General features: G+C 68.6%; 26 protein-coding genes and 1 tRNA gene. 15 read left to right on the top strand and 12 right to left on the bottom strand.

Annotated elements, in window-relative coordinates:
• The first annotated feature begins 44 nt into the window (after positions 1-44).
• Positions 45-407, top strand: coding sequence for a PH domain-containing protein (locus tag ABFX51_RS09305; protein ID WP_346053422.1), 363 nt, complete (start codon positions 45-47; stop codon positions 405-407).
• Here ABFX51_RS09305 and ABFX51_RS09300 read toward each other — a convergent pair.
• Together ABFX51_RS09300 and ABFX51_RS09295 are read right to left on the bottom strand one after the other, a co-directional pair.
• On the bottom strand, positions 396-1,337 hold the full coding sequence (locus tag ABFX51_RS09300) for a rhomboid family intramembrane serine protease (protein ID WP_177228669.1): 942 nt from the start codon (positions 1,335-1,337) through the stop codon (positions 396-398). The two genes, ABFX51_RS09305 and ABFX51_RS09300, sit on opposite strands and share 12 nt — an antisense overlap.
• A gap of 25 nt (positions 1,338-1,362) precedes the next feature.
• On the bottom strand, positions 1,363-1,917 hold the full coding sequence (locus ABFX51_RS09295) for a peptidylprolyl isomerase (protein WP_091506727.1): 555 nt from the start codon (positions 1,915-1,917) through the stop codon (positions 1,363-1,365).
• A gap of 89 nt (positions 1,918-2,006) precedes the next feature.
• Here ABFX51_RS09295 and ABFX51_RS09290 point away from each other — a divergent pair, with 89 nt between their 5' ends.
• Positions 2,007-2,669, top strand: coding sequence for a hypothetical protein (locus tag ABFX51_RS09290; RefSeq protein ID WP_091506725.1), 663 nt, complete (start codon positions 2,007-2,009; stop codon positions 2,667-2,669).
• A gap of 63 nt (positions 2,670-2,732) precedes the next feature.
• On the opposite strand, the gene ABFX51_RS09285 is transcribed toward ABFX51_RS09290, so the two are convergent.
• Positions 2,733-3,185: a DUF6918 family protein gene (locus ABFX51_RS09285; protein ID WP_091506723.1), complete on the bottom strand. Its 453-nt coding sequence runs from the start codon at positions 3,183-3,185 to the stop codon at positions 2,733-2,735.
• Positions 3,186-3,326: 141 nt separating this feature from the next.
• Positions 3,327-3,851 carry a DUF2020 domain-containing protein gene (locus ABFX51_RS09280; protein ID WP_091506718.1) on the bottom strand — a complete coding sequence of 175 codons (525 nt, stop codon included), beginning with the start codon at positions 3,849-3,851 and terminating at the stop codon, positions 3,327-3,329.
• Between the two features lie 54 nt (positions 3,852-3,905).
• Between ABFX51_RS09280 and ABFX51_RS09275 the strand changes: the two genes are divergently transcribed.
• Positions 3,906-4,853, top strand: coding sequence for a pyridoxal-phosphate dependent enzyme (locus ABFX51_RS09275; protein ID WP_091506716.1), 948 nt, complete (start codon positions 3,906-3,908; stop codon positions 4,851-4,853).
• Here ABFX51_RS09275 and ABFX51_RS09270 read toward each other — a convergent pair.
• Both ABFX51_RS09270 and ABFX51_RS09265 read right to left on the bottom strand, forming a co-directional pair.
• The gene (locus tag ABFX51_RS09270; protein WP_346053419.1) at positions 4,846-5,697 is read right to left on the bottom strand and encodes a spermidine synthase; all 852 of its coding nucleotides are present in this window, start codon (positions 5,695-5,697) and stop codon (positions 4,846-4,848) included. The two genes, ABFX51_RS09275 and ABFX51_RS09270, sit on opposite strands and share 8 nt — an antisense overlap.
• Positions 5,694-6,200 carry a DinB family protein gene (locus tag ABFX51_RS09265; RefSeq protein ID WP_346053417.1) on the bottom strand — a complete coding sequence of 169 codons (507 nt, stop codon included), beginning with the start codon at positions 6,198-6,200 and terminating at the stop codon, positions 5,694-5,696. Before ABFX51_RS09265 ends, ABFX51_RS09270 begins: the two co-directional genes overlap by 4 nt.
• Before the next feature lie 529 nt (positions 6,201-6,729).
• On the opposite strand from ABFX51_RS09265, the gene ABFX51_RS09260 reads away from it, so the two are divergent.
• Together ABFX51_RS09260 and ABFX51_RS09255 are read left to right on the top strand one after the other, a co-directional pair.
• The gene (locus ABFX51_RS09260) at positions 6,730-7,047 is read left to right on the top strand and encodes a hypothetical protein (protein ID WP_346053415.1); all 318 of its coding nucleotides are present in this window, start codon (positions 6,730-6,732) and stop codon (positions 7,045-7,047) included.
• Positions 7,044-7,376: a helix-turn-helix domain-containing protein gene (locus ABFX51_RS09255; RefSeq protein ID WP_346053413.1), complete on the top strand. Its 333-nt coding sequence runs from the start codon at positions 7,044-7,046 to the stop codon at positions 7,374-7,376. The genes ABFX51_RS09260 and ABFX51_RS09255 overlap by 4 nt, the downstream gene beginning before the upstream one ends.
• Before the next feature lie 63 nt (positions 7,377-7,439).
• Here the strand turns inward: ABFX51_RS09255 and ABFX51_RS09250 are convergent.
• Together ABFX51_RS09250 and ABFX51_RS09245 are read right to left on the bottom strand one after the other, a co-directional pair.
• Positions 7,440-7,512: transfer RNA gene (locus ABFX51_RS09250), tRNA-Ala, on the bottom strand.
• 27 nt (positions 7,513-7,539) lie between these two features.
• Positions 7,540-7,728 carry a DLW-39 family protein gene (locus tag ABFX51_RS09245; protein ID WP_091506707.1) on the bottom strand — a complete coding sequence of 63 codons (189 nt, stop codon included), beginning with the start codon at positions 7,726-7,728 and terminating at the stop codon, positions 7,540-7,542.
• Positions 7,729-7,959: 231 nt separating this feature from the next.
• On the opposite strand from ABFX51_RS09245, the gene ABFX51_RS09240 reads away from it, so the two are divergent.
• Entirely contained in the window at positions 7,960-9,003 is a 1,044-nt protein-coding gene (locus tag ABFX51_RS09240; protein ID WP_346053411.1) for a MerR family transcriptional regulator, read from the top strand.
• On the opposite strand, the gene ABFX51_RS09235 is transcribed toward ABFX51_RS09240, so the two are convergent.
• Both ABFX51_RS09235 and ABFX51_RS09230 read right to left on the bottom strand, forming a co-directional pair.
• A complete protein-coding gene (locus ABFX51_RS09235; RefSeq protein WP_346053409.1) occupies positions 9,000-9,854 on the bottom strand; it encodes a YceI family protein in 855 nt (284 codons plus the stop codon). The two genes, ABFX51_RS09240 and ABFX51_RS09235, sit on opposite strands and share 4 nt — an antisense overlap.
• A gap of 94 nt (positions 9,855-9,948) precedes the next feature.
• The gene (locus tag ABFX51_RS09230; protein WP_091506700.1) at positions 9,949-10,128 is read right to left on the bottom strand and encodes a helix-turn-helix domain-containing protein; all 180 of its coding nucleotides are present in this window, start codon (positions 10,126-10,128) and stop codon (positions 9,949-9,951) included.
• A gap of 186 nt (positions 10,129-10,314) precedes the next feature.
• Between ABFX51_RS09230 and ABFX51_RS09225 the strand changes: the two genes are divergently transcribed.
• Together ABFX51_RS09225 and ABFX51_RS09220 are read left to right on the top strand one after the other, a co-directional pair.
• A complete protein-coding gene (locus ABFX51_RS09225) occupies positions 10,315-10,581 on the top strand; it encodes a hypothetical protein (protein WP_346053407.1) in 267 nt (88 codons plus the stop codon).
• A gap of 443 nt (positions 10,582-11,024) precedes the next feature.
• Positions 11,025-11,564, top strand: a complete 540-nt coding sequence (locus ABFX51_RS09220; protein ID WP_017985976.1) for an NUDIX hydrolase — start codon at positions 11,025-11,027, stop codon at positions 11,562-11,564.
• Here ABFX51_RS09220 and ABFX51_RS09215 read toward each other — a convergent pair.
• Complete coding sequence (locus ABFX51_RS09215; RefSeq protein ID WP_026153659.1) at positions 11,550-12,677, bottom strand: NsdA family TPR-like regulatory protein; 1,128 nt, start codon at positions 12,675-12,677, stop codon at positions 11,550-11,552. The genes ABFX51_RS09220 and ABFX51_RS09215 overlap by 15 nt on opposite strands.
• A 153-nt stretch (positions 12,678-12,830) precedes the next feature.
• Here ABFX51_RS09215 and ABFX51_RS09210 point away from each other — a divergent pair, with 153 nt between their 5' ends.
• Positions 12,831-13,037 (top strand): hypothetical protein, encoded by a 207-nt coding sequence (locus tag ABFX51_RS09210; RefSeq protein ID WP_017985974.1) that lies wholly within the window; start codon positions 12,831-12,833, stop codon positions 13,035-13,037.
• Between the two features lie 17 nt (positions 13,038-13,054).
• On the opposite strand, the gene ABFX51_RS09205 is transcribed toward ABFX51_RS09210, so the two are convergent.
• A complete protein-coding gene (locus ABFX51_RS09205; protein ID WP_306990786.1) occupies positions 13,055-13,411 on the bottom strand; it encodes a winged helix-turn-helix domain-containing protein in 357 nt (118 codons plus the stop codon).
• 139 nt (positions 13,412-13,550) lie between these two features.
• Between ABFX51_RS09205 and ABFX51_RS09200 the strand changes: the two genes are divergently transcribed.
• Genes ABFX51_RS09200 through ABFX51_RS09175 form a run of 6 tightly spaced genes read left to right on the top strand, consistent with a single transcriptional unit; the run spans position 13,551 to position 15,835 of the window.
• A complete protein-coding gene (locus tag ABFX51_RS09200; RefSeq protein ID WP_346053404.1) occupies positions 13,551-13,844 on the top strand; it encodes a hypothetical protein in 294 nt (97 codons plus the stop codon).
• Between the two features lie 11 nt (positions 13,845-13,855).
• Positions 13,856-14,725: a hypothetical protein gene (locus ABFX51_RS09195; RefSeq protein WP_346053403.1), complete on the top strand. Its 870-nt coding sequence runs from the start codon at positions 13,856-13,858 to the stop codon at positions 14,723-14,725.
• 9 nt (positions 14,726-14,734) lie between these two features.
• Entirely contained in the window at positions 14,735-15,166 is a 432-nt protein-coding gene (locus ABFX51_RS09190) for a hypothetical protein (protein WP_346053402.1), read from the top strand.
• A complete protein-coding gene (locus ABFX51_RS09185) occupies positions 15,163-15,423 on the top strand; it encodes a hypothetical protein (protein WP_346053401.1) in 261 nt (86 codons plus the stop codon). The genes ABFX51_RS09190 and ABFX51_RS09185 overlap by 4 nt, the downstream gene beginning before the upstream one ends.
• Positions 15,420-15,596: a hypothetical protein gene (locus tag ABFX51_RS09180; protein WP_346053399.1), complete on the top strand. Its 177-nt coding sequence runs from the start codon at positions 15,420-15,422 to the stop codon at positions 15,594-15,596. The genes ABFX51_RS09185 and ABFX51_RS09180 overlap by 4 nt, the downstream gene beginning before the upstream one ends.
• Positions 15,596-15,835, top strand: coding sequence for a hypothetical protein (locus ABFX51_RS09175; protein WP_346053397.1), 240 nt, complete (start codon positions 15,596-15,598; stop codon positions 15,833-15,835). Before ABFX51_RS09180 ends, ABFX51_RS09175 begins: the two co-directional genes overlap by 1 nt.
• The last annotated feature ends 2 nt before the right edge of the window (positions 15,836-15,837 follow it).

The following is a 15,837-nucleotide window of genomic DNA, read 5'->3' as shown; positions in this document are numbered from 1 at the left end:
CTCCTGTGGATAACCCTTCCAGCTGGGCCCCACGGCCGGCTCTGGTGGCGGTCGCGCTACTCGGCGCCCTCGTGGCGCTCGCCGGTGCGGTCTTCTCCCCCGATCGGATGGGAGCGGTGCTGTTCGGGGTCGCGGCGGTCGTCCTCGCCGCGTTGTCCGCACACGGGCTGTTCGTCCGGCCCCGGCTGGCGGCCGACGACAGGGGCGTGCGCATCCGGACCACCGGCGGCGTGCACGAGTTCAGCTGGCCCGAGACGCACACGAGGCTGCGCAGCACGCGGCGCCTCGGCAGGGACAGCACGACGCTGGAGATCTCCGTCGGCGAGCAGTTGTTCGTGTTCGGCTGGCTGGAGCTGGGCACCGACCCCCGGGACGTGCTCGACGTGCTGGGTGCCCTACGGCGCTGAGCACTGCAGGCCCGCTCCGGACCCGGTGCACACGACGCTCGCCAGCTGGGCGTCACGCAGGAAGAAGACCCCCAGCAGCGCCACCAGCAGCACGGCCAGCGCACCCGATTGCCAGGCCACGCGGTTCTTCTCCGGCGCGTACACCAGCGCCGCCGTGGCCAGCGCACCCACGACGAGCCCGCCCAGGTGCCCGAACAGCGAGATGTTGGGCAGCGTCACCGTGATGATCAGGTTCAGCACGATCGTGCCGATCGCGGGCACGGGGTTGAGCCGCAGCCGCAGCACCGCGACGAGGATGCCGCCCAGCAGCCCGTAGATCGCGCCGGACGCGCCGGCCGTCGGCCCGTCGAACGCGCCGAACAGGTACACGAGCACGCTGCCGCCCAGCAGCGACAGCCCGTACAGCGCGAGGTAGCGGACCTTGCCGAGGAGCACCTCCAGCTCCCGGCCGATGATCCACAGCGAGAACATGTTCACCACGAGGTGGATGGGCCCGTAGTGCAGGAACCCGGCGGTGAGCAGGCGCCACCACTCGCCGCCCGCGATTCCCGGCGGCCACAGCACCCAGGCGTTGAACAGGCTCGACAACCGGTTGTTCATCGGGTCGTGCGCCTCGACCGCCGTGATGGCGTAGACCAGCACGTTCAGCGCGATGAGCACCGGCGTGACGACTAGCCGGGAGGAAACCCGGGCACCGGCGATCGTCCGCGCGCCGTGGCCCAGCGCGCGGTGCTGCCGGCGGGAGGTCTCGTGCTCCCGCCGGCCGGCCTGCACGCAGTCGATGCACTGGGCACCGACGGCTGCCTCGCGGAGGCAGTCCGGGCACGCAGGCCGGCCGCAGCGGGTGCAGCTCAGCCCGGTCTGGCGGCTGGGGTGCCACCAGCAGCCGGGCAGTGCGGCGGGCGGCGTGTGCGGTATCGGCTCGTTCACGATGCCGCCCACGTTACCCGCGTATTCAGCGTTCGATGTCGATCTTCTCGATGACCACGTCGGCGAGCGGGCGGTCGGCGACACCGGTCGCGGTGTTGGCGATCGTGTCCACCACGTTCTGCGAGTCCTGGTCCGCGACCTCGCCGAAGATGGTGTGCTTGAAGTTCAGGTGCGTCGTGGGCGCCACCGTGATGAAGAACTGGGACCCGTTGGTGCCGGGGCCCGCGTTCGCCATCGCGAGCAGGTAGGGGCGGTTGAACTGCAGCTCCGGGTGGAACTCGTCGCCGAAGCGGTAGCCGGGACCGCCGCGGCCGGTGCCCGTCGGGTCACCGCCCTGGATCATGAAACCGGAGATGACGCGGTGGAAGATCGAACCGTCGTAGAACGGCCCCGACTTGCCACCCTTGGCGTTCGGCTGGGTGTACTCTTTCGTCCCTTCGGCCAGGCCCACGAAGTTGGCCACGGTCTTGGGCGCGTGATCGGGAAAGAGGTTCAGCCGGATGTCACCGTGGTTGGTGTGCAGCACGGCGCGCACCTTCGTCCCCACGGGGGATTCGTTGCTCTCAGTCACGCGCCTCATCGTGCCATCCGCAGCGAGATCCGGCGGAAACGGGCAGGATAGATGCCGGGGATACATCCGAAGACGCAACGATTGACGAGGTGAAGGCCATGACCCGAGCCGCAGACTCGGTCGGCGAGTCGGTGCGGACCGGCTTGCTGGGCCTGCGTGAGCGCGCCGTGGAGGCGGGCAAGGTGGGCGCGGAAGCGACGGCCCGTGCGGCACAGGCAGCCGAGCAACTGCTCGCCGAGAACACCGAGGAACTCCGCAAGGAGGCCACCAAGCGGGGCCGCAAGGCACGCAAGGAGCTCGCCAAGGCCGGCGCGCAGAAGCGCAAGGAGCTGGCCAAGAAGTCGGGCCAGACCCGCAAGGAGCTGGCCAGGGCGAGCGCCGAGGCGCGCAAGGAGGCCGCCGCCCGGCTGGCCGAGATGCGGGCGCCGGGCCGCAAGGCGCGTGCCGCCGCGATCAAGGCCGCCAAGGCCGCGGGCGAGTCCAAGCGCAAGGCCAAGCGCGACTTCAAGTCCGCGAAGAAGGAGTTCAAGGTCGCGGTCGCCGAGGCCAAGGCCGCGGCGAAGGGTGAGCGCAAGCGCCGCCGCTGGCCCTGGCTGCTGGGCATCGGCCTGGCCGCCGCGGCCGCCGCCTACGCGCTGCGCGCCAAGGAGCAGCCGCCGGTCGCCACCGAGCCCCCGAAGGCCACGCCGACCCCGGCGGACCCGAAGCCGGCCACGAACGGTCAGGCTTCGACGCCGTCGCCGGCGCCGAAACAGGGCTGAGCAACGCGAAAGGCCGCCTCCGGAACCCTCCCGGAGGCGGCCTTCGGCGTGCGCAGCCGCGGCTCAGGCGTTGGCCGCGTGCTTGTCGATCAGCTGGCCGAGGCGGGGAAGCGCTTCCTCGACGTTCTTCTTGCCGTTCGGGCGCAGCTTCGAGTAGACCTTCTTGATGCTGTCCCGGCTGCTCTTCTCGGCGCGGGCGTCGGTGACCTCGAGCAGCGCGTCGGCCGCCTGGTCGCCCCGGCTCGACAGGTAGGCGCCGAAGTCGCCGCCGCCCTGGCCCTTGAAGTCGGCGTAGAACGGCTCGAGCTTCGCGGTGAAGTCGTCCAGCAGGCTGTCGACCGCGGACCCGATGATGCCCGGCTTGATCTTCTTGACCGCGGCGAAACCGGTCTTGATCACGGCACCGGAAACGCCGCCCTTGTCCGAGACCTCCTGGTCGACCAGGGTCTCCAGGTCGCTCACGACAGCCGGACGCCTGCTGGAGTCGAGCAGGATTTCCTTGAGGGTGTCAGCCACTGGTGTCTGTCCTTCTTCACTTCGAGGTACACGGAGGTTCGCTGCGGCCCTTGGCACGCCGAGACCGGGTGCTGGTCCTCCCCGGCCGCAGGTGGGGGTCAGCGTAGTACAAGATCAAGTGGCCACTTCAGCCACTGGGTGCTAAAGCCCGAGTGAAGAAATTGTTTGCTTCGCAACGGTTCTCGCCTTGACCGTCTGCGTCTGGTCGGTCGAGACCACGACCGCCGTGCCCGCCTTCGCCACCGCGTACACCGCGCCGGCCGCCGTCGCCTGGTAGCCACCCTCCCAGCCCGCGGGGTCCGTGGCGGGATTACTGCTGTTCACGGGTGCCGCCTTGTCCACCAAGGCCTTCGCGGTCGCCGGGTCACCGACGTACACGCGGACGGTCAGCTGGAGCTTGCCGCTGCGGGCGTAGAAGAAGCACGCCGGATGCGGTTTGTCGGCGGAGGTCTGCACCTTCGACACGTGCTGGCCGTTGGCGTCCGCGACGAACGAGGTCTCCAGGTACGGGCACGGGCCGGGACCGGTCGGCTGCGGATCGGGCGGCGGTTGCGCGGCGGTGGTGGCGGGCGGAGGCGCGCTGGAGGGGGCGGGCGCGGCGGACTGCGGTTGCGAGCAGCCGGCCAGCACGGCGGCGGTGCCGAGGGCGAGCGCGAGTCGACGCATGGGCCGACAGTAAAGCCATGGACGGTCAGTCCAGCACTTTGACATGCTGTCTGAGTGAACCTCGACGACATTCGCGCGGCCGCGACCCGGCTCGCCGGCATCGCCCACCGCACCCCCGTGCTGACCTCCCGCACCCTGGACGACCGCGTGGGCGCGCGGGTGCTGCTCAAGTGCGAGAACTTCCAGCGCGTGGGCGCCTTCAAGTTCCGCGGGGCGTACCACACGCTTTCCCGGTTGTCCCCGGAGCAGTTGGGGCGCGGCGTGTGCGCGTACTCGTCGGGGAACCACGCGCAGGCGGTCGCGTTGAGCGCGGCGCTGCTCGGGACCAAGGCGACGATCTTCATGCCGGAGGACGCGCCGACGTCCAAAGTGGACGCTGTGCTCGGGTACGGCGCTGAGGTGCGGCGCTTCGACCGGTACCGGGACGACCGGGCGGCGCTCGCCGGGGAGTACGCCGGGGAGCGCGGCATGGCGATCATCCCGCCGTACGAGCACCCGGACGTCATGGCGGGCCAGGGCACCGCGGCGCTGGAACTGCTGGAGGACGCGGGCGAGCTCGACGTCCTGATCGCCCCGATGGGCGGCGGCGGGCTGATGGCGGGCAGCGCGACGGCGGCGACCGCGTTGCGGCCGGGCATCAAGGTGATCGGCGTGGAGCCCGAAGAGGGCGACGACTACCGGCAGTCCCTCGCCGCCGGGAAGCGGGTGCGGATCGACGTGCCGCGCACGATCGCGGACGGCATCGCGACGAGCGAGCCCGGCGAGCAGACGTTCGAGATCAACCGGAAACTGGTTTCGGAGATCACGACGGTGACCGACGAGGAGATCGTCGAGGCCATGCGGTTCCTGTTCGACCGCTTGAAGATCGTGGTGGAGCCGAGCGGTGCCGTGGGGGTGGCGACGTTGCTGACCGGGAAGGTGCGCGCGGCGGGGAAGCGCGTCGGCGTGATCATCTCCGGCGGCAACGTGTCGGCGGAGCGGTTCGCGGCGTTGCTCAGCTGAACGAGTTCGGCGGCGGTACCGGAGCGGTCATCCGGTTCTCGTCGGTGAGTGGTTTCGCTTTGCCGTGGAAGGATTTCAGGTCGTCGCCGGCGAGGCAGCGCGCGGGGAAGGCCGCGGACGCCGCCCGGCCGGCGACGGCCCGCACGGGCAGTTCGTTCATCGACGCGGCGAGCACGATGTTGCCGTAGCGGCGGCCGCGCAGGACGCCGGGTTCGGCGAGCATCAACGCGTGCGGGAAGACTTCGGCGATCGTCGCGATGACGCGGCGCGTGAACAGCAGGCCGGGACCGTCCGCGATGTTCATCAGGTACACGCCCGAGGACCGCAGGACGCGGGCGACGTCCGCGGTGAATTCGACGGTCGCGATTTCGCTGGGCATGCTGAACTGTTTGAACACGTCGGCGACGACGAGGTCGGCGGAGTCGTCGTGCCGCGTCGCGACTCCCTCGCGGCCGTCGGAGATGCGCACGCGGAGTTGCGGCACGCTGCGCAGGTCGAGGTGCTCGCGGACGAGTTCGATGAGGGGCCCGTCGGCGTCGAAGACGAGCTGGCGGGAACCGGGCCGCATCGCGGCGATGTAGCGCGGCAGGGTGCAGCCGGCGCCGCCGAGGTGCAACGCGTCGAGCGGCCCGCGGTCGAGCGCGTCGACGACGTCGGCCATCCGCCGGATGTAGTCGAACTCGAGGTGCTGCGGGTCATCGAGGTCCACATAGGACTGTGCGACGCCGTCGACGCTGAGCAGCCACCCGCCGGGCCGGTCGGCGTCGGCGAGGAGTTCCGCGGTGCCGAAGCGCACGGGGTAGAGGCCCGGCACGGGTTCGGCTGGTTTGCGCCGCTTGCTCAAGCGCCGGTGGCCCCGTCGGTGCGTTCACGCAGGAGGTCGGCGTGCCCGTTGTGGCGCGCGTACTCCTGGATGAGGTGGAGGTAGAGGAAGCGCACGGAGAAGACCTGGCCGTCGTGGGTGAAGGTGTCGTCGAGGGCGGCGCTCGCGAAGATCTTGTCGGCGAGGCGCTGTTCCTCCAGCAGCCGCTCGTAGTCCGCGGCGGCGTCGGCGGGATCGGCGTCATCGAAGTCGACGTCCTTGCCGGGGTGCAGCCGTTCGACCCCCTCGGCCGCGAACCGCTCACGCAACCAGATGCGCTCGACCTTGGCCATGTGCCGCACGAGCCCCAGCAACGAAAGCGACGACGGCGGCACGGTGCGGCGGGCCAGCTCCTCGCCGGTGAGCCCGGCGCACTTGTGCAACAACACGCTGCGGTGCCAGGCGAGGTAGCCGGCGAGCATGGTCCGCTCGTCGGCCGCAGTCGAGCCGGAGAAGATCTCGACTCGAGGAGCTGTCCAGGTCACGGCCCCAGCCTAGCTGGCGAGGGGTGAGGAAGGTTCGTACGGCGGACCGTCACCACGGCGCAGCCGTGGACGTTCAAACTAGTCCATCCGAGTGAACTTCACCTCCAAGGCTACGGGGCGCGTGTCACCAGTCTTCGCTAAAGGTGTTTTCAAATTCGAGCCCACTTATCCATCCGAGGAACCCACTCCAGTTCTGAAGGATAGTTGAGCAGAATTCAAAGATTCTTGGCGCCAGTGCAGTTCAACAATATATTCGGTGCTCTCGAGAGGAGCATTCCTGTCGCCGAGATCTTTTTGCCGTCGCCATACGCAGGATGCGACCCGCGCAACCCGGGTTCGTGCACGGTCGAAGCGGCCCGCAACACAGTACGCGACAGGAGTGCCGACAACGCCGATCAGGACGCGATCTGGCGTGCTTTGATCCAGCCAGTCAGGCGCGAACCCGAGCAATGGACCCAGATCGCCTACTGGATGATGTTGCCCAGCCAGCGGGGCACCGCTCCTCGACTTCCTCGAAGCGCTCACCCAGGTGGACCTCGACGGCGAACTCGGCAAGCAGTTGTGGTGGAGAACTTTCAATTTCGCCAACAACGCACGCAAGAAGCACGCACACGAGCAAGCCACTGACCAGATCGAAAAGATCATCTCGCAGGCCACTGAAGCCGCCGACGATCCGAACTTTTGGAGCCCGACGGCGAACGCCCACTACGACCCTGAATTGATCGAGGGCGAACGTCTCGGCGCCCTCGCCAGCAGACTCGGCCTGCAGAGCCTGCTCGACGACTCCTCCCACCAAACCATGGACTGGCTGTTTTTCAACGAAGAACACCGAGGTGAGGCAGCATGACCGAACTGGTCCCCGTACGCCGACTTCCCGCACCCACTTCGAAACCGGAACCGCGCCGCGCTTCCGGCACCCTCACTTTTCCTGAAGTCTTCCAACTGCCGGCTTCTGTCGACCTGACCACAGCAGCCAAAGCTCTGGGCATTCACGTCAACACCGCCTACAAGCTCATCCAACGCGGCACGTTCCCCTGCCCTGTCATGCGCGTGGGAGGGCAGTACCGAGTCGCGACGAGGGCGCTGCTGGTCACCTTGCACATAGACGAGATCCCCGTGCAGCCCGAGCACGTCAACAACGGCGCTGCCTTCGCCCGGCACGCCGACAAGCGCTAGTCCCACCAAAGCAAATGCCCCGTTTCGGCACGGTTGCGTGTCGAAACGGGGCATCGCACTACGTGGAGCTGAGGGGAATCGAACCCCTGACCTCTGCCTTGCAAAAGCAGCGCTCTACCAATTGAGCTACAGCCCCGGACCGCGGGCGGACCCGCGGGGAGTTTCAGTTGTTCTGGCCCGCACCCGCGGCGCGCGCCGGGGCGGTGCCGTTCGTCGAGACGGCGCCGAGCGGCTTGTCGGTGGGGGCGGTGGCCTCGCGCCACAGCTCGGCTTCGGCCTTGGCGTCCTTGTTGCGCTTGAGAACGAACAGCACACCACCCGCGACCACCGCGAGCGCCAACAGCTTCTTCACCTGAAGCCCCTTTTTCGACGTTTCCGCTGACTTCACGATGCTACCGGACCCGAGGCATACCACGTTCGAGGGCTGGGTAGCCGACTGAAGACGGGGCGCGAGCGCTCCGGGCAGTAACCCACTGACTACGGCCAGGGTCGTCGCGGCGTCGTTCCCCGTCGTCCCTGGCCATTCCACGTGGAACCACGGCAGTCTTGACCTTGACCTCGGGGCAGGCCACACGGTGGTGGCATGAGGAGGGCGAGCTTGGGACTGCTGACGATCGGGGCCTTCGCGCGGGCGTCCCGCCTGTCGCCGAAGGCGTTGCGGCTGTACGACGAGCTCGGGCTGTTGCGCCCGGTCGCCGTCGATCCGCGGTCCGGCTACCGCTTCTACGCGCCCGAGCAGCTCGAACGGGCGCGACTGGTCGCGTGGCTTCGCCGGCTGGGCATGCCCTTGGCCCGGATCCGGCGGGTCTGCGAACTGGACGGACCTGCGGCCGCGGACGAGATCGCCGACTACTGGCGTGAGGTCGAGGCCGATATGCGGTCTCGCGAAAAGCTCGCTTCCTTCCTCATGAACCACCTCTCGAGGAAGGACGAACCCATGTCACCGCTGACCATCCGCTACGCCGTCCGCACCGATCGCGGCCTCGTCCGCGAGGAGAACCAGGACGTCGCCTATGCCGGGCCGAACCTGCTCGCCGTCGCCGACGGTTTCGGCGGCGCCACGGCCAGTACCGCCGCCATCGACGCGCTGAAGCCCCTCGACGAGACCGTCCCCGCCGGGGATCTGCTCAACGCGCTGTCCGATGCGGTCGAACGCGCCGGCACGGCCGTCCGGGAGCTCGGCGCGAACACCGGGACCACACTCACCGCGCTCGTCCGGTCGGGCTCGCAGCTCGCACTCGTCCACATCGGTGATTCCCGCGTCTACCTGCTGCGCGACGGTCGTTTCTTCCAGATCACCCAGGACCACACGCTCGTCCAGTCGATGATCGACGACGGACGCCTCACCGCCGAGGAAGCGCTTTCACACCCTCAGCGCAGCCTCCTCGTCAAGGCGCTGCACAGCGACGGGTCCGCCGAACCGGATCTCGAACTCCGCGACGCCCAGCCCGGCGACCGCTACCTCCTCTGTTCGGATGGCCTCTACACCGCCCTCGAACCAGCGGCACTGCGCGAGGTGATGGCGGACGTCGCCGATCCCGGGGAGGCGGTGCGCGAACTCGTCGACCTCGCCAACTCCCGCGGCGGTCCGGACAACATCGCCTGCGTCGTCGCGGACGTGGCTTAGGCGCGGACCGCCTGGACGTCCAGCCGGACCTCCACCGTCGACCCGACCACCACCAGTCCCTTGGCCAGCGTCTGCTGCCAGTTGATGGTGAAGTCCTCGCGGTGCAGCTCCGTGGTGGCGCGGGCGCCCAGGCGGTCGCCGTTCCACGAGCGCAGGCCGAGGTACCCGGCGTCGAGCCGCACGCCGCGGCTGGCGCCACGCAGGTTCAGCGTGCCGTCGAGGTACCAGCGGTCGCCCGCGGTCCGGGTGACGCGGTTGCTGAAGAAGTGCAGCCGGGGGTGGTTCTCGACGTCGAGGAAGTCGGCGGAACGCAGGTGCTCGTCCCGTTTCGGCGCCGCCGTGTCGATGCTCGCCGCGTCGATGATCACCTCGACGGAGGAGTCCTCGATCCGCGGGGCCACGTTGATGCTGCCGCGGAAACTGGTGAACCGGCCGTGCACGAGGGACAGCCCGATGTGCCGCGCCACAAAGCGGATCGACGTGTGGTCGGGGTCGAGCACCCACTCGCCGGGCTCGGGCAGGCGCAGGCTCGCGTCCGGCTGCAGCTCGACCTCACCGAGCGCGGTGTGGTCGCCGCTCACGACTTCGACGTTGTGGACGCTTTCCCGGTACCCGCCGGCGCTGATCGTCACGGCGTACACCCCGGCGGCCGCGGTGCAGACGACGAGACCGTAGTCGTCGGAGGTCGCGCGGCTGGTGCGCTGGGTGCGCCGGTGCCGCAGCACGAGCTCGGCGCCCGCCAGCGGGCGCCCGTTCTCGTCCCGCACGCGGGCGCTGACCAGCCCCGCCCCGGGGTCGAAGGTGACCGGCTCCCCCTGCCGGCCATCCCTGCGCAGTAGGCGGCCGAACATCACTGCATCTCCCGTCACTCGTAGGTGCCCCATCGGACACTAACGAAGCGGCGGAAGGAGGTGAGCCCACACGTTAGGCAGACCACACCCGGGCCTACCTGCGGTTCCGCTCGTCGAGCTGGCGTTTGAGGTCCTCGATGTTCCAGCGGTGGTGCCCTCCCGCAGTGGTCAACGTGGGCTTGACCGAGCCCTCGCTGACCCAACGCTGGAGGGTGCGCCGGTCGACTCCGACGGCTTTCGCGGCATCCTTGGTCGGGACAAGATCACCGGGCACTTACCTACTCTTGCCTGCGTATGTCGCGATCGTCCACCCCGCTGGCGCGCTTGACAACAAAGACAGCAAGTTACGGCAGTTAGTCGCATTCGTAGCGACTAGCCGCAGTTATCACAGGAGCAAAGAGGCGAGTGGCGGTACGTCATCCTTGCCCGGCATGTGATTCCCGAGCGGAGGAGACCGCCGATGTGCAGCGCTGTCGATCCCTCGCTCCTGCGTGAGCTGGGCAGCGGCCTCGTCGACCCGGAGCGCCCGGACGGAAGGGTGTGCGTCCGATGTGGCGCCCCCGCGACGCTCTACGCCGTCGATCTCCTCGAGTCCGTGTGGGACACCTGCGCCAGGCACCACGGCGCGGTCATGATCGACCTGCTCCACGGCGAGGTCGAGGACATCGGACCCGGCTGGCGCAGGCCCGCGTTGAAACTGCTCAGGTTTCCGCACCCCGACGCGTAAGCGCCCAGCACGAAATCAGGCCCCGCCTCCTCGGGAGGAGACGGGGCCTGATGGTGTCCGGTGGGCCCAGGAGGACTTGAACCTCCGACCTCTTCGTTATCAGAAGAACGGGTCGCGTCTCAGGCGTGTCCCGCGGTCTCAAACGGCCCTGTTCGCTCGCCGTCGCGACATCGGGGCGTCTCACGTTGTCTCAGGATTCACACCCTGTCGCGAGCCGCTCTGGACACAGGATTGGACACCACTTCCGGGGCGCTTGCCTCCTACCCACCGGGTCGGCGGGCGAGCAGCATCTCCAACATCTCGGCCGGTGTCGCACAACGAAAGCCCGTGTCGTCAGGCCGCCGGAACGAGGACTTCTCCGACAGCGTTTGACATGCGAGACGACCCACGGGAGGTTCATCGGCGTGACCCCACACAGCGCTAGAGCGGGAGACCCTATCCCCATGGACAAGGACCGATGGATCGTCCACGGCGAGCGTCCCGTCTACGAGACCGAGTGGGTCAAAGTCGGCTTAGCCGACATCTCGCAGCCATCGGGCGAGCGCTTCGAGCATCACACCGTGTGGTTTCCGCCCGTCGCCATGGCGATCGTCTTCAACGACACTGCGGATCACGTTCTCATGGCTTGGCGACACAGGTTCGCACCAAACATCTGGAGCTGGGAAGTACCCGGCGGCATCATCGACGGCGACGAGTCCCCTGAGGAGACCGTCGTCCGCGAGATCGAGGAAGAGACCGGCTACCGGCCGCGCTCGATCGAGCCGCTGATCACGTTCGAGCCCGCGGTGGGCATGCTGCGCAACCCGAACCACCTCTTTGTCGTCCGAGGCGTCGAGCAAGTCGCCGACCCGACCGAGCAGAACGAAGGCACCTTCCAGTGGATGCCCTTCCGCGACGTTCCCGACCTCATCCGAGCAGGCCAGGTCGGGAACTCAGGCGCTCTGATCGGGCTGCTGCACGTTCTCGCGCTAGGCGGCAAGTAGCTCCGCGATCCGGGCTCGCTGCCGGGCTGAGCCTGTTGTGCCGGCCAGCTCGGCGGCTTGTCGGGCCTGCACGCGCGACTCGTCCAGGTCGCCGCGCTTCCGCAGGGCAAGCGCGAGGTCTACACGAAGCCCCGCCTCTGCTCGCCGTGAGGTGAGCGTGGTGAGCCCATCGAGCGCCGCTGTCAGGTCCTCGATCGCCTGGTCTTCGCCAAGTCGCGCCAAGCAGTTGCCCCGCCACCGGGCGAGGTGCGCGCCGTTCAGCATCAGGTACGGCAACTCAGGGTCGTTGTCGCCAGCTGGCAGCACGTCGGCCGCTTGATCGAGCCGCCGCATCGCGCCGGATCGGTCCCCCGCCGCGGCCAGGAACTCGGCGTGCGCCGCGGCCAACCACGACCGAAGGCGTGCGGGGACCTGTCCGAGCAGCCTGGGTTCGCTTGCATACTCGACCAGCTCCACCGCATCGGCGGCCCGGCCGGCATCGAGCAGAACGTAAGCCTGCTGCGCCGTGACGTGCGCGAGCACGGCTGGGTTCTCCCCCTGCCGTGCTGCGGACTTCGCGATGTCGTGCAGGTCCCACGCTTTCCGGAGATCACCCGCATCGAGCGCTTGCCAACCGGCGAGCGCAGCCGCCTCAGCGAGGGTCACCGCCGCTGTCGGAAGGTGGCCGCTCGGCAGCGCATTTCGCAGCATCTGCTCAAGGTTGCGGACGTGGGCTTCGGTCTGCGGAATGATCGCCGCCCCCAGCAGCCGGTCCTGCAGCCGGTAGAAGTTCGTCTGCTGGTCTAGCAGCGAAATCACCGCTGGATCGAGCCGGACCACCTCGAATGTGCTCGGGAGGTCGAGCGCAGGTGGCGGTGTGGTCTCGACCAACCCGAGCGCGGCCGGTGGAAGCTCGAATACCTCGCACAGTTCGTCCCGCCAGTCCGTCGGGATCACCGCGCCGGTCTCCCACGACGTGTACATCCGCTTCAAGCTGGCTTCCTTCGGGGGCATCTTGCCCCGGCGACGGCGAGCCTGCGTGAGCTTGGCCCGGACCTCGCCTTGCGTCATCCCGGCGGCAAGGCGAGCACGGCGAAGCTTGCTCTCGGTTGCCCCGCTGTCCCCCACGGTCACCTCCCTTGCGGGCATTGTGCCTGGTCAGCCCCTGGTGAGTCGAGCGAATCACCAACGACTCACCAGGGACTCATCTCCCCAAGAAGCCGGAACCAGACGAATCTTGAGGCATGGCAACGGAAACCGCCGAGCCGCAGAACCTGGGAGGTAGCCATGGGCAAGAAGGGCAACATGATTCCGGTCCCGACTGGTGGGAGCGGGCTACTGCCGAAGGTGCTGGGCGCCCTGATCGCGCTCGCGCTACTGGTCTTCGTTGTGAAGCACCCGACCGATGCGGCGAACTGGGCCAAGGCACTCGCCGCGGGCATCGGCAGCATCATCGACGGGATTGCCGCCTTCACCCGGCAGCTCGCCGCATAGCCGAGCCTGTTGACTCGTCACGAGCCGAGACGCCCCAAGGCAGCAGACAACCGACGCTCCAGGTCTTCGAACTGGTGCCTGATCGTGCGGACTTCGTCGCGAAGTTCCAGCAGCTCAGTCCGAGCGTCAGCAAGCCGGGACTCTGGCGTCTTCCCAGCATCCTCGGGAGCGAGCACAACCGCGGCACTCTTCTCCCTCAGGGCGACAAGACCTTCCGCAGCGAGCAGCCGAAGTGCCTGATTCGCCGTGGTGCGAGAACCGCCGTGCTGCGCGACCAGCTCGCGAGTGCTGGGCAACCGCTCCCCCGGCTTGAGATCACCCGCAAGGATGCGCTCACGTAGCTGACCGGCGATGTCTTCCCTGGTCACGACCATCGAATCCCCTTCCGCAGCGCACCCAGTCTAGCGCTGTCCTAGGCCAGACCCTTGACAAGCAAATCTGTCCTACTTACTGTCTCACTCAAGCCAACTGGCCTAGGACAGAAGTCCTCGAAGTTCAACGAACAGGAGAGCAATGAAGTACGCACGGATCACCAGCCCCACGGCCGTCGACGCGCTGTTTCCGCTGGTCGATGAGGACATTTCCGCCGTGGCGCGGGATGAGGAGATCGCGGCGGAGGTCGCGGAGATCGATGCGCTGATCGAGGAGGCGGAGCGGGAGTGGGCCGCGGCGGAGCGTGTGGAGTCGTTCCGGGTGTCGCGGGAGCTGACTGACCTGGTCAGCGCGCGTCGGGCGGTTCGGCGGGTGACGCGGGAGGTGCTGCGTTCCCGGGTCCGCACCGGCAGTGCGGGTAAGGCGGCTGCCTGACCATGTGGCGGTTGGACGGGGACTTCGAGGGCACGGCGGAGCTCCACATTCTGGGTGGCACGAGTGCCGGGTCGGAGACTCTCACGCTCACCTCGGGTCAGATCGGGCCGCAGGAGGAGGAGTTCTTCGGGCAGAGCCACTGCCACTGGCTGGCGGCGGCGATGAGCTGCATGACCGGCTGGGAGCTGGTGGGGGTCAAGCTCTACTACCCCGGCCAGGGGTGGACGGCCGTGCACACGGCGGTAGCCACGCCGGATGGGGCGGTGCTGGACATCTACGGCCGCCACGACTCCTTGGACGCCTTCGCCGAGCGGTACCGGAAGCTGACCGGCCTGGAGGTGGAAGTGCGGCGGCTGCCGCGCGAGGAACTGTTCCACGACCACCTCACCACCACCGATTCGCGCCTGATCGACGACCCGTTGTGGTGGACCCGCACCGACTCCGACCGCCGGATGCCAGCTCTGTACCAGCACTACGCCCGGCTGGTGCTCACCAAGGCCGGACACGAGGTGCCCGAACACTGCCGCCCCGCCCCACAACCGGACGCCAACGGGACGCAGACGCCCCCACCGCCGAGCACGACGGCAACCACCACCACAACAGCAGGAGGAACACCCGCAATGTCGAGCATCGAGGAAATCCGCGCGGTTCTGGCCGGCAGCAACGAGCAGGCCGAGGGTGTGCTCGGCGCACTCGGGCAGGCAGCCCAGGCCGCGTCCGAGATTCAGGGCCGCCTGCACTCCGTCGCCGGGGGCAGCAGCCAGGCCCCGGTGCAGGAGGCCCTGAGCCTCTACGCCGAGCTGCGCGACACCGTCGAGAAGCTCATGGGCATGGTCGCCGCCGCCCGCTCCGCGGTCGAGACCTACGCCACCAGCCTCTAGGAGGCCGCCGTGAGCAACGCCCAGTCCATTTCGGGTCCCGGCGCGGCGCATCCCGCCAAGAACGTCACCGCGCCGGGTCTCCCCAACCACTCGCGTAACGACTCGAAGGGAAGGACCCCAATGGTAGGCAAGGCCCGCGCCCGGATCAGCACCGCGGCCGCCCGGCTGGCTCTGGCGATCGACGATGAGCTGGTCACCTACACCCCGCAGGCACTCAACGAACTGATCTCGACCGTAGTGGCCCGTGAGGTCGCCGGACGGCAGCGCGAGCGGGCCGCCTGGCACCGGGAGCAGGCCGCCAGGCAGGCCGAGATCACTCGCCAGGTCCCGCTGGGCGCTTCGCAGCCTTCGTTCCTCCGCGCCCGGGATCACCACCGCGAGGCCGACGCCCTGGAGGCGCTGGCGCAGCGCGAGCTGGACCGGATCAAGGAGGCCGCGTGAGCGCCCGCATCGCGGTCGGCACCACCCCGGCCCAGCTCAAAACGCTGTGCATCCGCCGCTACGAGGCCACGACCGGCAAGCGGTGGCGGGAGGCCACCGAGACGGCCAAGCGGAAGTGGCTCGCGAAGACCGAGCCGGTGATCCGCGGTGAGGAAGGCATCGCCGCCGACGCGGTGTGGCGGGACGAGGCGTGGCAGCCCGCCGGCCAAACCGACCTGTTCTCCCTGACCGACGCCGACACGGAGGTTCCGGCATGAGCAAGACCAACGTGCTGCCCAAGAAGAACACCCTGCGCAAGCTGCTCTGGCTCGCCGTGCTGGTCGCCGTCGTGGTGTGGATCGTGCAGCACCCCTACCAGGCCCGGCACGCGCTGGACAGCGTCGTGCACGCGCTGACCGTGCTGTTCTCTGGCCTGGGAGGTGGCCGCTGATGACCGGCCCCGAGCACTACCGCGAAGCTGAGCGACTGCTGGAGATGGCCGCGGTCTCTGCCGCACGGGATGCCTACCGCGAGGTGCCGCTTGACCGGCCGCCGTCGCCGTCCGTGGAGGCCGCACAGGTCCACGCGACGCTGGCGCTGGCTGCGGCGACAGCGATGGGCGGGGACCTCGACGTTCCTGAGTGGACGGCTTGGCGTCGTGTCGCCGCGACCAAGCGGGGTGAGCGGTGATG

It is taken from the genome of Amycolatopsis dongchuanensis (assembly GCF_039542405.1).
GTDB classification, from domain to species: Bacteria; Actinomycetota; Actinomycetes; order Mycobacteriales; family Pseudonocardiaceae; genus Amycolatopsis_E; species Amycolatopsis_E sacchari.
This window is presented reverse-complemented; position numbering and strand designations above follow the sequence as displayed.